This is a genomic window from Mesorhizobium sp. M0174 (assembly GCF_040322275.1).
Taxonomy (GTDB): Bacteria; Pseudomonadota; Alphaproteobacteria; order Rhizobiales; family Rhizobiaceae; genus Mesorhizobium.
The window spans coordinates 58,345-71,805 of record NZ_JAMYTB010000005.1 but is presented as its reverse complement, the minus strand read 5'-3'; the positions used below and the strand labels follow the sequence as shown (position 1 = coordinate 71,805).

The following is a 13,461-nucleotide window of genomic DNA, read 5'->3' as shown; positions in this document are numbered from 1 at the left end:
GCCTGATCCGAAAAGCCTGCAACTTTTCGGGGTCATGCGCCGAGCCCTCTGGCCCGCGCCGCCGAGGCGATGAAGCCTTTGATGGCGGCAAACAGTTCCGGCTCGTCGAGCAGGAAGGCGTCGTGGCCACGGTCGGTTTCGATCTCGACGAACGATACCGAGGCGCCGGCCGCGTTCAGCGCGTGCACGACCGAGCGGCTCTCCTCGGTCGGGAACAGCCAGTCGCTGGTGAACGAAACCAGGCAGAAGCGCGTCTTGGTGCCGGCGAAGGCATCGGCCAACCGGCCGCCATGGTCGGCGGCGAGATCGAAATAGTCCATCGCCCGGGTCATGTAGAGATAGGAGTTGGCATCGAAGCGATCGACGAAGGTCATGCCCTGATGGCGCAGGTAGCTCTCGATCTGGAAGTCGGCATCGAAGCCGAAGGTCAGGGCTTCGCGATCCTGAAGGTTGCGGCCGAACTTGCGGTGCAGCGCTGCTTCCGACAGATAGGTGATGTGAGCGGCCATGCGCGCCACCGCCAGCCCCTTTTCCGGCCGCTTGCCGTGCTCGAAGTATTTGCCGCCATGCCAGTCCGGGTCGGCCATCACTGCCTGCCTGCCGACCTCGTGGAAAGCGATGTTCTGCGAAGAATGGCGGGCGCCGGTGGCGATCGGCAGCGCCGAGAAGACGCGCTCGGGATAGCTCGAGGCCCATTGCAGCACCTGCATGCCGCCCATCGAGCCGCCCAGCACGCTGAACAGCTGTTCGATACCGAAATGCTCGACCAGCATCAGCTGCGCGCGCACCATGTCGCGGATGGTGATGATCGGCAGGTCGAGCCCGTAGGGCTTGGCGGTGGCGGGATTGGTCGAGGCGGGGCCGGTGGAGCCGAGACAGCCGCCGATGACGTTGGACGAGATGACGAAGAAACGATCGGTGTCGATGATCTTGCCGGGGCCGATCAGCACTTCCCACCAGCCTGGCTTGCCGGTCACCGGATTGGTGTTGGCGACATGCTGGTCGCCGGTCAGCGCATGGCAGACGAGGATGGCGTTGGAGCGCGCGTCGTTGAGCGTGCCATAGGTCTGGTAGGCAATCTGGAAGGGCGACAGCAGCGTGCCGGCGTCGAGCTTGAGCGGCTTGTCGGCGCCGAAACGCAACACCGGGCTCGACGGCTGGTCGGCCTCGTTGTTGGTTTTTCGCGCGCGCAAAGCGACCATCACATCTCCTTGCCCGGCCTTCAGTTGTCCACCGCCGGTCTGGGCAACAACCAGCCAGGCAACAAAAAACCGGCCATGCCTTCGCAAAGCCGGTTACAAGATGCAAACGGCCCTTTAGCAAGTTGTTTAACGTGGCTGCAAGCCGACCGGCCAAATCACCACGGGACTTTCGCTGCTCTTCTAGGACCGACGCATGGCTTCGTCAACGGCAAGTTCTTGATCCCGAATTGCCGCCCCTCGACATTCCGGGCCACGGCTTGTATTTCCGCTGCGGCCTCCGGATGGAGGCAATCTCGACGGATTTCATGGAATGAGCCAGATACCGGATCAGACACGTCCAAGGCCCCGCGCCGGCATCATGGACATCGAAGCCTATGTGCCCGGCAAGAGCGCGGCGCCTGAAGGTGTCGCCAAGGTCCATAAATTGTCGTCGAACGAGAACCCGCTCGGCCCTTCGCCAAAGGCGATAGAGGCCGCGCGCGCGGTCGCCGACAAGCTCGCGGTCTATCCCGACGGCAGCGCCAGGCGCCTGAGGGAAGCGATCGCCGAGGTGCACGGGCTCAACCCGGCGAACATCGTCTGTTCCAACGGCTCCGACGAGATTCTGGGCCTGCTGGCGCAGACCTACCTCGCACCCGGCGACGAAGCGATCATCACCGAACACGGCTTCATGGTCTACAAGATCTACATACAGTCGGCCGGTGCCGTCCCGGTTACGGTCAAGGAGACCGATGAACGCGCCGATGTCGATGCAATCCTTGCCGCGGTGACGCCGCGTACCAGGATCATCTTCCTTGCCAATCCCAACAATCCAACCGGCACCTACGTGCCGTTCCAGGAGGTGCGCCGCCTGCATGCCGGCCTGCCGCGAAACGTGCTTCTGGTGCTGGATGCCGCTTACGCCGAATATGTCCGGCGCAACGACTATGAAGCCGGCGTCGAGTTGGTGGGCAGCGCGGAAAACGTGGTCATGACCCGCACTTTCTCCAAATTGGGCCTGGGCGGGGCGCGGATCGGCTGGATGTATGCGCCGATGCATATCATCGACGCGATCAACCGCGTGCGCGGGCCTTTCAACGTCAATGCGACTGCTATCGAGGCCGGTATCGCGGCGATCCGCGACCGCGTCCATATCGAGCGCAGCGTGGCGCATAACGAGACCTGGCTGGCATGGCTGACCGAGCAATTAAGCGGGCTCGGGCTGCGGGTGACGCCGAGTGTCGGCAATTTCATCCTTATCCACTTTCCCGAGGAGAAAAAGCATTCGGCGGCGGCCGCCGACGACTACCTCAGTGCGCGCGGCTACATATTGCGGCGCGTTTCCGGCTACGGTTTTCCGAACGCGCTGCGCATGAGCATCGGCACCGAAGAGGCCAACCGCGGCGTTGTCGCCGCACTCGCGACATTCCTGAAAAGCTAGAACGCCATGACCTCACCGATGTTCGAAAAGATCGCGCTGGTCGGCATCGGCCTGATAGGCTCGTCGCTGGCCCGCGTCATCCGCCGCGAGGGGCTCGCCGGCCAAGTCGCGATTTCGACGCGCAGCGAAGCGACGCTGGCGCGGGCGAGCCTACTCGCCCTCGGCGACACCTACACGACGGATGCGAAAGAGGCGGTTCGCGATGCCGATCTGGTCGTCGTTTCGGTGCCGGTAGGCTCTTCGGGTACCGTCGCCGCGGAGATCGCGCCGGCGCTGAGGAAGGGCGCCATCCTCACCGATGTCGGCTCGACCAAGGCATCGGTGATCGCGCAGATGCAGCCGCATGTGCCTGATGGCGTGCACTTCATCCCCGGCCATCCTTTGGCCGGCACCGAAAAGTCGGGACCGGATGCCGGTTTTGCCGAACTGTTCGAGAACCGCTGGTGCATCTTCACACCGCTGCCCGGCACCGATGCCGATGCGCTGGAAAAGCTATCCGAATTCTGGCGCCGCTGCGGCTCCAACATCGACACGATGGACCCCCAGCATCACGACATGACGCTGGCCATCGTTTCGCACCTGCCGCACATCATCGCCTATAACATCGTCGGTACCGCCGACGATCTGGAGTCGGTGACCAAGTCCGAGGTCATCAAATACTCGGCTTCCGGCTTTCGCGACTTCACCCGTCTCGCGGCGTCCGACCCGACCATGTGGCGTGACGTCTGCCTGCACAACAAGGATGCCATCCTCGAAATGCTGGCGCGATTCTCGGAAGATCTGTCCTCGCTGCAGCGGGCGATCCGCTGGGGCGACGGCGAAAAGCTGTTCGACCTGTTCACCCGCACCCGCGCCGTCCGCCGCTCGATCATCGAGGCCGGCCAGGACATCGACGTACCGGATTTCGGTCGCCAGGCAGTCGAACACCCGCCGAAGGGATAAGCCGCGGCAGGCCGATCGCAGGCCAGACAGGCTTGGAGCGGTTTATCGTTTCACGGAAACGCCGAACCGCTCGGTCTCTTTGTTTTTTGCGCAACTCCGGACGGAAGACCGTTCACACTTTTCCTGGAATTACTCTAGTCGAGCGGCTTGATCTTGCCGAGCGGGATGAAGCCGAGCGAGGCCTTGCCCTTGACGATCTTCAGCGGCATCGACGGCTGGTTGCCGAGCATCGCCAGTCCGGCAAAGCCGGTTTGGATCTCTTTCTTCTGCTCGGGGATGGCGGTGGCAAGGATCGCCGCCACGGCCTTTGGATCATTGAGCTTGATCATCAAGTCGGCATTTATGAGACCGTCGCCATCGACCGACAGCGGTCCGGAAAGGGTGATGCGCGCAGTTCCGGACGACAGGTCGAGCTCGTGGATTTCGGCCGTGAGGCCGCGCAGGCTCTTCGGATTTGCCTTGATCAGCGTCACGCCGTTCTTCAGGGTCACATCGCCGCTGCCATCGAGCGGCGGCAAGACGCGCCCGTCGATGGCCGCCGCGTCGATTTCGAGATCGGTGAAATTGCCGGCATAGTCGATGGCCGGACCGTTTGGGCGCAATTGCCCGCTGGCAGTTCCGGCGCTGAACAGCGAGACGGGATCGGTATCGTCTGTCGGATCGGTCTGGCCGGACAGGCCTTCTGCCTGCAGCGAGAGGCGTCTCGGCAGTGGCCAGGACAGCTTCATGTCGGCCCGCAGATCATCCCAGTCGATCCAGAGCGGGGTCATGCCGGGAACGGAGGTCCTGAGTGGCCCCCTGAGCTCGGCGGCAGGCGACAGAAGCCGCGTGATCTGGGTGGCAGCGTTGATCTTGCCTGTCGATGCCGCGACGTTGCGGCTGTCGTCCTCGTAAGCCAGACTGTCGCAGGAAAGGGTGAAGCTGAAGGGATAGCCGCTGACCGCGAGATTGGCACAGTCGGCCTTGATGCCCTTGTCATCGAGATCGGCGACCGCCTTGTCGGCGGCGCTCTCGACCAGATCCGCCAGGTAGAACCAGCCCGCGCTGTAGATGCCGAACAGCAAGAGAATGAAAGCGGCAAGCCACAACAGGCGGCGACGCTGGCTGGGCGGCGGGCGCTCGTCACTTGACGTCATGCTGCGGCTTTCGTTAACGCGGGTGGCACGGGCGGGCTGTCGCTTGCGGCAACAACAGGTAGACGGACTGAAACACCACCGGTGGAGTGGTTCGTTACAATCAGGCTTGGCGATATGGGCGATTTTTGGGTTTTTGGCTACGGCTCACTGATCTGGCGGCCGGGATTTGCGCATGTCGAGACGCGGCGTGCCCGCCTGCATGGCTACCGCCGTTCGCTCTGCGTCTATTCTTTCGTGCATCGCGGCACGCGCGAACGGCCGGGCCTGGTGCTCGGCCTCGACCGCGGCGGCTCCTGCATCGGGCTGGCGTTCCGGGTTCCAGGCGAGCTGCGCAACGAGGTCATCACCTATCTGCGCGAACGCGAGCTGGTCACCAACGTCTATCTCGAACGTGTGCTCAGCATTCGCCTCGACAAGAGTGAAACGGATGGGGGCGAGACGGTCGACGCCATCGCCTATGTCGTGGATCGCAGCCATGAACAATATGCCGGTGCGCTCGACCCGGCCGAGGCGGCGTCCGTCGTTCGCGGCGCCGTCGGTCAGTCGGGGAGGAATGAGGATTACGTGCTCAGCACGCTGGAGCACCTCGAAGCACTGGGTATAAGCGATCATTGGCTGGAAGACGTGACGAGACGGGTGGCGACGTAGCGCCTTTTATCGTTATTATGATGTTTTCGGTGCCGTGACGCGGGCTACATCCTGAAAATCTGTTTACCAAGATCGGCGCGATCCAGGCTGTTTGCCACCGCAAGCTTGAACTCGGTCAGCGCGTGGAGACCGCCGACAGGAACGTGGAAGCCCGGCTGGCCAAAGATGTCGATGATCTCGCGTAGGACAGGCCGGTCGGCTTCGGCAGGCGGCGAAAAGAAGTAGCGATAGATATTTGCCCTGATTTCGACGCCGCTCAGCAGCACATCGAAATTGTGCAGTTCGAAGCGCTCAGCACCCATTCCGCCATTGATCACCATCTGCCCGCCGAGCGCCAGGGTGCGGATCAATTCGCCGCTGACAGGTCCGCCGACATTGTCGACAATCCCGTTCAATCCGGCGCCGCCGGTGATATCCATCACCGCTTCCCGGATACTTGCCTTCAAGTCCGAAAGGTCAAGAATGGCAGAGGCGCCAAGCGTCTTCAGGTCGAAGCTCTGGTGCGAGCGCCGCACAAGCGCGATGACGTTGATGCCGCGTCGTTGGGCGAACTGCATCACCATTGTTGAAATCGACGAATAGCCGGCCGTGACCAGCCACTGGCCGGGCTGCACACGGGAATCCGTCAGCAGATCCCACGCGGTAATGGGGTTCACCATCTGCCCGGCGCGTTCGACCGGATAGTCCGCAGGCAACGGGATCAGCCATTCGGCGGGAATGGCCGCGTACTCGGCCCAGCTGCCATAATAGCTGAACGCGACAAGCGTGCCCGGTTCCAGCAAGACATTCGCGCCAACGGCTTCGACGATGCCGGCACCTGGTTTCCCGCGATCTGCCGGGGAAAATGCGGCTTCTTCGGTTCGGGATAGAGGTCCTGGATAAACAGGAAGTCGCCCGGATTGATCGAGGCCGAGACCATCCTGACCAGCACCTCGCCGTCGCCGATGCGCGGCATCGGCAGGTCGTCCATGTAGAGCACGTCGCGCGGCGAACCGATGGCGTCAAATACGATTACTTTCATGCCGTTCTCCATAACAAATGATCCCAGGCCAACAGTCTGCGCCCGGCCCGACCGCGTCGGCGCGGCGGAACCTACGGTCGGCCGGCAAAAGTCAGAATTGGCAGATTTGACAATCTATGTGCCAAACTTGCCAGATCGTTTCTTCAGAGGCTGCTGGTTTGGACATCCGGACCAGCGCCTTGAGGCCGGACACGGCGCGGCGGGTCGCGGCTTTGTGAAGCGCCGGCGGGTTGGCAAAGAAGCTATGCGTTTGACGTTGCCACGGCGCGACATAGGTTAGCCCAGTCGGCGGCTCCCATCCGCCCCAGCATGAATCACCATGGAGATCAGTCTTGCAGAAACGTCGTCTCGGTCGCACCGACCTATCCATCGCGCCATTGGTTCTGGGCGGCAATGTGTTTGGCTGGACCGCTGATGAGAAAACCTCGTTCGACCTGCTCGATGCCTTCATTGAGGCCGGTTTCAACGCCATCGACACGGCGGATTCCTATTCGCGCTGGATTGCCGGCCACCAGGGCGGCGAATCCGAAACCATCATCGGCAGATGGATGAAGAGCCGCGGCAACCGCGACAAGGTCGTCGTCATCACCAAGGTCGGTTCGGACATGGGGCAGGGCAAGAGGGACCTGTCCGCCGCCTATATCGAAAAGGCCGTCGACGCCTCCCTGAAGCGGCTGCAGGTCGATACCGTCGATCTCTATCTGTCGCATTGGCCCGACCCGGCGACGCCGTATGAGGAAACGCTAGGCGCTTATCAGAAACTGCTCGACAAGGGCAAAATCCGCTATGCCGGTGTCTCCAACCTCGACGCCGCCCAACTGCGCGCCGCACTCGACGTAGCAAGCCTGCGCGGCCTGCCGCGCTACGAGGTGCTGCAGCCGGAATACAACCTCTACGACCGCTCGTCCTTCGATGGTCCGCTGCGCGATCTGTGCGTGGCCGAGGACATCGGCGTCATCACCTACTTCAGCCTCGCCAAGGGATTTTTGAGCGGCAAGTACCGCAGCGAGTCCGACCTCGGCAAAAGCCCGCGCGGTGGCGGTGTGAAAGGCTATCTCAACACGCGCGGCATGCGCATCCTCTCAGCGCTCGATGCCGTGTCGGCCAGACATTCGGCCAGGCCGGCGGAAGTGGCGCTGGCTTGGGTGATGGCGCGGCCCGGCGTCACCGCTCCGATCGCCAGCGCGACGACGCTCGACCAGCTCGACAGCCTGGTGCGGGCCGCGTCGTTGCAGCTCAGCCCGGACGATATCGCCGAGCTCGACAAGGGCAGCGCATAGCCGCGCACGATCGTTCAAGACCGGCGCCGCTGCCTTGCCCTACCGTCCCTGCATCGTCACAGGATGCAGGGACGTCGCATGGCCGGACAGGGTCTTCTCGATCAGCAGCTATGGCAGCAATTGCTGGCGCTTGTGCTGGGATCGGCCATCGTTATGGGCAGTCCGGGGCCGGCGACGATAAGTGTCACCGCGATCGGCGCCGCGTTCGGCCTGCGCGATTCGCTCCGTTATGCCTCGGGAATCGTTGTCGGCACGGTCCTCGTGCTTTTGGTGGTGGCGACGGGCATCATGGCCGTTCTCACCGCGCTGCCGAAGCTCGCAGCGCTGTTGGCGGTCGCCTCGGCAGCCTACATCCTCTATCTGGCGTTCAAGATAGCGACGGCGCCGCCACTGGCGGCACGCGTCGGTAGGGCAGCGCTTCCCACTTTCCTTGGCGGGTTCCTTCTGGCCATTGCCAATCCGAAAGCCTATGTGGCGATTGCCGCCGTGTTTGCTGGCGCGTCGCCCGGCACCGGCGGTCTTGCTATTTCAGCCAAGCTGGCGGTCCTCGCCTTGATGATCGTTGCCATTCATCTCTTGTGGCTTCTCGCCGGCACGGCTTTTGCACGTTTGCTGCGCAAACCGCTGGCGTCGCGGATCATCAATCTGGTGTTTGCCGTGACGCTGATTGCAACAGCCGCCCTGGCTGCCTTACCGTGAGCCCTTCTGGCGTTCGCGGCGGGGTGTCTCAGCCTTTCAATTCACGTTTCGCGTCCAGCTCACCAAGCCTTTTCACCGCCGTCGGCGGCATCGGCGGCGGGTTCGGCGTCTGCGACGCCTCGACGAGGAGCTGGTCGCAGGCGGCTTCCGTCTCCCCGATCAACCGGTGCATGAATTCTTCCTTGCCGAGGCCCGGCGGAATCGGCGGCAGGAAGCGCGCCTTGATCGTACCGGGATAGCGCAGGAATTTGCGGCGCGGCCAATAGAGGCCGGCGACGTGAGCGACGGGCACTACTGGAATGCCAAGTTGCGCATAAAGTTCGACGATGCCGTATTTGTAGACCGGTTCGTCACCCGGCGCACGGCGCGTGCCCTCGGGATAGATGATGAGCTGGCGCGGATTGCGCGCCAATTCCTGTTTGGTCGCGGCGATCACCATCTTCAATGCCTTCGAGCGGCTGCCGCGATCGACCGGAATCATCCGCATCTTCAAGATGTACCAACCGAAGAACGGGATCCAGGTCAGCTCCCGCTTCAATATGTAAACGGGATCGTCGAGATACGACAGGAAAGCGATCGTGTCCCAGAAGGACTGATGCTTCGGCGCCAGGATGAAGGAGCCTTCAGGCAGGTTTTCCTGGCCGGTGATCTCACTTCTGGTGCCGGCGACCTTGTCGTAGAGCCACATGCTGGTGCGCGACCAGAATTTCGGCACAAACCAGGCGCGATGGCGCGGCGACAGAAAATAATACGGAGTCCAGAGGATCATCTGGACGATCAAGTTGAGGTAGAAGGCGAGATTGAACGCCAGCGAGCGGAAATAGAGCATACAGCAAGTGCCCGGTGAGGAGGTGTGCGTTGGTTACACCAAGCGCCGGCAAAAAGGAAACGCTGCGAGGCGGGCAATGAGCCGGTGTCCGCTCCTTTGCTCTGGATTTACCACGTCGACTGTGCCAGCCGCTCCTTCAGGCGCGGGGCGGCGAAATCGAGAAACGCACGCAGTTTCACTGGCAGCAGACCCTGGCCGGCATGCACGAGGCTCACCGGCCATGGGTCCGGCTCAAACTCCTGCAACACCGGGCGCAGCGTACCCGACCGGACGGCGGGGGCGATCTGGTAGGAAAGCAGCCTCGTCACGCCGACGCCGGCAATCGCCGCATCGATTGCTGCCTCAGCCGTGTTGACCCGTAACCTGGAGCGGACCGGCACGCTGAATTCAGTCTTGCCGGTGGCGAAGCTCCAACTGGCGGCGGTGAGCCCTTCGAAGGTGATTGCACTGTGTCCTGCAAGGTCTTGCGGCGTTTTCGGTGTGCCGTGCTCGGCGAGATAGGCCGGGCTCGCGCAAACGACGCGGCGGATTGAACCCAGGCGGGTGGCGATCAGGCTCGAATCGGCAAGCTCGCCGATGCGGATGGCGAGGTCGACGTGCTCTTCGACCAGCTGGGTTATCCGGTCGGCGAGTGTAAGCCGCACACTTACCTCGGGATAGACGGAGAGGAAGCCGGTGACGACCGGCAGCACATGCAGGCGGCCGAAGACTATCGGCGCAGTGACGATCAGTTCGCCGGTCGGGGCGCTGTATTCGCCGGCGGCCATTCGCTCGGCCTCGCCGATCTCATCGAGAATGCGACGACAGGCGGCGAGATAGGCGTGGCCTGCATCGGTCAGCGACAGCTGCCGTGCCGAGCGGTTCAACAGCCGTGCCTTCAGGTGCTTTTCCAGGTCCGAAACCTTGCGGCTGACCGTCGTCAGCGGAATGCCGAAGCGACGCCCGGCAGCCGAGAGGCTGCCTGTCTCCGCCGCGGCAACGAAAAGCGACATGGACTGGAGGCGATCCATAGCTCTACCGAAAAATTGCCCTTCCGAAAAACGGAAGGATAGGTTGCACATATGGCGTCTGCATCTCGAAGACGGAAGGCCCTATTCTCGTAGGCGAACAATGCAGCGCAACGCGGCGCCTAAGGAGATCTTCATGAACGCTCACACCAGCGATGTCGCCTTCACCCCGACGGTGAAGGCGATCCAGGCCCGCAAGGGCTCGCGCCAGGCCTATGCCCGTGTCGAGGAGCGTGGCGGCTGGCAGGCGGCAATCACGCCCGATCTCGCCGCCTTCATCGAGGCGCAGACCAGCGTCTTTCTGTCGACCGCCAATGCGGACGGGCAGCCTTACATCCAGCATCGCGGCGGGCCTGCCGGTTTCCTCAAGGTGCTCGACGAACGGACGATCGGCTTTGCCGATTTTTCCGGCAACAGGCAGTTCATCACCCAGGGCAACCTCAGCGACAACCCACAGGCTTTCCTGTTTCTGATCGATTATGCGCACCGGCAGCGCATCAAGATCTGGGGCAAAGCGCAAGTCGTCGAGGGCGATGCCGAGCTGACGGCAAAGCTGATGCCGCAAGACTATAAGGCGCGACCCGAGCAGGTCATCCTGTTTACGGTTTCGGCTTGGGATTCAAATTGCTCGCAGCACATCCCGCAGCGTTTCGAAGCGGCCGACGTGGCGGCGGCGCTGGGCGAACGCGACAAGCGCATCGAACGGCTCGAACAGGAGATCGCACGCTTGCGATCGGATGCAGCAGCCAGGGAATAAGAGCTAGGGAATAAAAAGTGCCGGTGCCGTTCAGCTTCCGCCTGCGGCGTCGGCCAGCGCGACGCTCTCGGTTTGCTTCACCGGCATGATGCCGCGCGCCAGCGCCAGCAGGTATTTGTTATATTCGGTGAACAGCACACGCAGCGCTTCCGGCTTGGTCAGCCAGCCGCCATTCTCGAGGTTGGTGTTGACCACCGGATAGGGCTCGAGCCTTGCGCCGTGCAGCAGCCGGCCCATTTCCAGCAGGCTGCGCGGCATGTGATAATTGTTGGTGACGAGAATGACGGTGCCGTAGGCATGGTCCTCGACCCATTTGGCGCTTTCCTCGGCATTGCCGATCGTGTCGAGCGCAGCGCGGTCGATGTCGACGCAGCATGAAAACAGCCTCTTGTCGCCACCGGTCGCGGCTTGAAGCTGGCGGCGGCTGGCGGAAGGATGGACGCCGCTGATCAGCAGCCGCTCGCCCTTGCCTGACGCAAGCAGGCCCATAGCAGCGTCGAGTCGCGACTGGCCGCCGGTCAGCACGATGATAGCGTCGGCCCTTGCCGGATTGGCGGGCGTCGTCAGACGGCTGACGGTATTGGCGAACCAGCCGAAGCCGGCGACAAACAACGCCACAAGGGCGAGCAGAAGGAGAGCCGAGAGGCGCAAGGAGCGGGCTGCCAGCAGCCGCCCATGTTTGGCGGATTGATCCGGCTTGGCAAATTCATCAGGCCCGGCGAATTCATGCGGACGCGCAACCAGCACTGGCATGCACCCAGCGGTATCGGTCGAGTCCCGAACGTCCATCATGAAATGGTTAATCCCGAAATACGGCCTTTGGTAGGAAAAAAATGCAATTTTCGTGACGAGGCGTTTTCATCCGTGATCGATCTTTCCTTTAGCCGGCGTCCGGCTGGCGAATATCGATGTCGCTGAGATAGGTAACCACGGTGAAATGGGAGGTTGCCGCCGTCAGCGCGCCGATCACCAGCACCATGACAGCGACCCCGAGATAACCCGCCGAGCCGATGGCGAAATTGCCGAACAGGGCGGTCGCCTGGTCGGCCTGCGGTGTCGCCATATTGCGTGACGACCACCAGGAGAAGACGATGAAGACGAGGATCGCCGCGGCGCCGCCTGCCGCGGCGCCCTTCATGCCGGTGACCAGAAAATGCCGGCGGAATTCGCGCGCGATGAAGCGCGCCTCGGCGCCGACGAAATGCAGCACCTCGATGATGTGGCCGTTGCCGGCCATGGCGCCGCGCGTCGCGAATACAACGGTCAGCACCGTCGCAGACAGCATCAGCGCCAGCACTGCGATACCGATCGTTACCGTGGTGCGGGCCATAGCAACCAGCCGGTCGACCCAGGTGCGATGATCGTCGAGCGAGGCGCTCGGCAGCTTCGGCGTGATTGCCGCACGCAGTGCGGCGAAATCGGGCGGACTGTTCTCGTCAATGGTGATGATGATCAGGCGCGGCACCGGCAGCTCATCGATGTTCAGGCCCGAGCCCAGCCAAGGCTCGAGCAGTCGGGCCGTTGCTTCGCGATCGACGATCCTGGCGCTTTTCACGCCAGGGAACTCGCCGGCGATCTGCGAGGCAAGCGCAAGTGCGGCCTCCATGTCGAGGCCATCGACCGGCTTGATCTGGATGGTCGCTTCGCGCGAGATCTGGTTCTCCCAGACGGAGGCGGTGTCACGCACCAGCGTGACTGCGCCAAACGTCAGGCAGGACAGAAACGTCATGATGGCGATGACCAGCACCAGCGCCCGGCCGGCGATGTTCTGCGCCGGCACGATCGGCGCCATCTTGCGCTGGACGCGGGGCTTTGCTGCCGCGGCGTCCTGACCCTCGAAATGTTCGACGGAGAGCTCAGTCATAGATGTCCAGCCTTCCGCCGGCCAGGATCATTCGCCGTGCGTCGACCTGTTCCATCAGGCCGAGGTCGTGTGTGGCGATCACCACGGCGGTCCCCAGCCGGTTGAGCTCGATGAACAATCGCAGCAAGCGTCGCGCCAGCGGCGGGTCGACATTGCCGGTCGGCTCGTCGGCGAGCAGGATCTCGGGCTGCTCGATCAACGCGCGGGCGATGGCGGCGCGCTGCTTCTCGCCGCCAGACAGCACCGGCGGCAGCACATGCATGCGCTCGCCGAGGCCGACCCATTTCAGCAGCTCGGTGACGTCGGTGCGGTAGGTCGCTTCCTCGCGGCCGCGTACGCGTAGCGGCAAGGCCACGTTCTCATAGGTGGTCATATGGTCGAGCAGACGAAAATCCTGGAACACCACGCCGATGCGCCGTCTCAGATGCGGCAATTCGGTGCGCGAGATGCGCGAACGGTCCTTGCCGAAAATGGTGATCAGGCCGCGCGTCGGCTTCAGCGACATGAACAAAAGCCGCAGCAACGTCGTCTTGCCGGCGCCTGAAGGTCCGCTCAGGAACTGAAAGGAGCGCTCCGGAATGTGCAAGGAGATGTCGCGGAGAATCTCCGGACCCATGCCATAGCGGAGGCCGACATTTTCGAAGCGGATCACTTTC

Annotated in this window: 15 protein-coding genes and 1 riboswitch; of the genes, 6 read left to right on the top strand and 9 right to left on the bottom strand. The window is 62.8% G+C overall.

The window, feature by feature from the left end:
• Positions 1-32: 32 nt before the first annotated feature.
• Positions 33-1,202 carry a homoserine O-acetyltransferase MetX gene (metX, locus tag NKJ13_RS12370; protein ID WP_292661143.1) on the bottom strand — a complete coding sequence of 390 codons (1,170 nt, stop codon included), beginning with the start codon at positions 1,200-1,202 and terminating at the stop codon, positions 33-35.
• Between the two features lie 94 nt (positions 1,203-1,296).
• Positions 1,297-1,374: riboswitch (SAM riboswitch) on the bottom strand.
• 138 nt (positions 1,375-1,512) lie between these two features.
• Here metX and hisC point away from each other — a divergent pair.
• Positions 1,513-2,622, top strand: coding sequence for a histidinol-phosphate transaminase (gene hisC, locus NKJ13_RS12365; RefSeq protein ID WP_352737934.1), 1,110 nt, complete (start codon positions 1,513-1,515; stop codon positions 2,620-2,622).
• 6 nt (positions 2,623-2,628) lie between these two features.
• Positions 2,629-3,564 (top strand): prephenate/arogenate dehydrogenase family protein, encoded by a 936-nt coding sequence (locus tag NKJ13_RS12360; RefSeq protein WP_352737933.1) that lies wholly within the window; start codon positions 2,629-2,631, stop codon positions 3,562-3,564.
• A 134-nt stretch (positions 3,565-3,698) separates the two neighbouring features.
• Here NKJ13_RS12360 and NKJ13_RS12355 read toward each other — a convergent pair whose 3' ends face one another.
• Positions 3,699-4,700, bottom strand: coding sequence for a DUF2125 domain-containing protein (locus tag NKJ13_RS12355; RefSeq protein WP_352737932.1), 1,002 nt, complete (start codon positions 4,698-4,700; stop codon positions 3,699-3,701).
• Positions 4,701-4,814: 114 nt separating this feature from the next.
• On the opposite strand from NKJ13_RS12355, the gene NKJ13_RS12350 reads away from it, so the two are divergent.
• The gene (locus NKJ13_RS12350) at positions 4,815-5,348 is read left to right on the top strand and encodes a gamma-glutamylcyclotransferase (protein WP_352737931.1); all 534 of its coding nucleotides are present in this window, start codon (positions 4,815-4,817) and stop codon (positions 5,346-5,348) included.
• 44 nt (positions 5,349-5,392) lie between these two features.
• Here the strand turns inward: NKJ13_RS12350 and NKJ13_RS12345 are convergent, their stop codons facing one another.
• Both NKJ13_RS12345 and NKJ13_RS12340 read right to left on the bottom strand, forming a co-directional pair.
• Entirely contained in the window at positions 5,393-6,130 is a 738-nt protein-coding gene (locus NKJ13_RS12345; RefSeq protein WP_352737930.1) for a zinc-binding dehydrogenase, read from the bottom strand.
• The gene (locus tag NKJ13_RS12340) at positions 6,049-6,369 is read right to left on the bottom strand and encodes a hypothetical protein (RefSeq protein WP_352737928.1); all 321 of its coding nucleotides are present in this window, start codon (positions 6,367-6,369) and stop codon (positions 6,049-6,051) included. Before NKJ13_RS12340 ends, NKJ13_RS12345 begins: the two co-directional genes overlap by 82 nt.
• 332 nt (positions 6,370-6,701) lie before the next feature.
• Between NKJ13_RS12340 and NKJ13_RS12335 the strand changes: the two genes are divergently transcribed.
• Both NKJ13_RS12335 and NKJ13_RS12330 read left to right on the top strand, forming a co-directional pair.
• Positions 6,702-7,649 carry an aldo/keto reductase gene (locus NKJ13_RS12335; protein WP_352777821.1) on the top strand — a complete coding sequence of 316 codons (948 nt, stop codon included), beginning with the start codon at positions 6,702-6,704 and terminating at the stop codon, positions 7,647-7,649.
• 78 nt (positions 7,650-7,727) lie between these two features.
• On the top strand, positions 7,728-8,348 hold the full coding sequence (locus NKJ13_RS12330) for a LysE family translocator (protein WP_352737925.1): 621 nt from the start codon (positions 7,728-7,730) through the stop codon (positions 8,346-8,348).
• A gap of 28 nt (positions 8,349-8,376) precedes the next feature.
• Here NKJ13_RS12330 and NKJ13_RS12325 read toward each other — a convergent pair whose 3' ends face one another.
• Together NKJ13_RS12325 and NKJ13_RS12320 are read right to left on the bottom strand one after the other, a co-directional pair.
• Positions 8,377-9,177, bottom strand: a complete 801-nt coding sequence (locus NKJ13_RS12325) for a lysophospholipid acyltransferase family protein (RefSeq protein ID WP_352737923.1) — start codon at positions 9,175-9,177, stop codon at positions 8,377-8,379.
• A gap of 107 nt (positions 9,178-9,284) precedes the next feature.
• Positions 9,285-10,187: a LysR family transcriptional regulator gene (locus NKJ13_RS12320; RefSeq protein ID WP_352737922.1), complete on the bottom strand. Its 903-nt coding sequence runs from the start codon at positions 10,185-10,187 to the stop codon at positions 9,285-9,287.
• Positions 10,188-10,320: 133 nt separating this feature from the next.
• Here NKJ13_RS12320 and NKJ13_RS12315 point away from each other — a divergent pair, with 133 nt between their 5' ends.
• Positions 10,321-10,941, top strand: coding sequence for a pyridoxamine 5'-phosphate oxidase family protein (locus tag NKJ13_RS12315; protein WP_023677920.1), 621 nt, complete (start codon positions 10,321-10,323; stop codon positions 10,939-10,941).
• A 30-nt stretch (positions 10,942-10,971) separates the two neighbouring features.
• Here NKJ13_RS12315 and NKJ13_RS12310 read toward each other — a convergent pair whose 3' ends face one another.
• The 3 genes from NKJ13_RS12310 to ftsE form a co-directional block, all read right to left on the bottom strand.
• A complete protein-coding gene (locus NKJ13_RS12310) occupies positions 10,972-11,733 on the bottom strand; it encodes a YdcF family protein (protein ID WP_352704391.1) in 762 nt (253 codons plus the stop codon).
• Positions 11,734-11,821: 88 nt separating this feature from the next.
• On the bottom strand, positions 11,822-12,805 hold the full coding sequence (locus tag NKJ13_RS12305; RefSeq protein WP_352505094.1) for a cell division protein FtsX: 984 nt from the start codon (positions 12,803-12,805) through the stop codon (positions 11,822-11,824).
• Positions 12,798-13,457, bottom strand: a complete 660-nt coding sequence (gene ftsE, locus NKJ13_RS12300) for a cell division ATP-binding protein FtsE (RefSeq protein ID WP_023677923.1) — start codon at positions 13,455-13,457, stop codon at positions 12,798-12,800. Before ftsE ends, NKJ13_RS12305 begins: the two co-directional genes overlap by 8 nt.
• Positions 13,458-13,461: the final 4 nt, after the last annotated feature.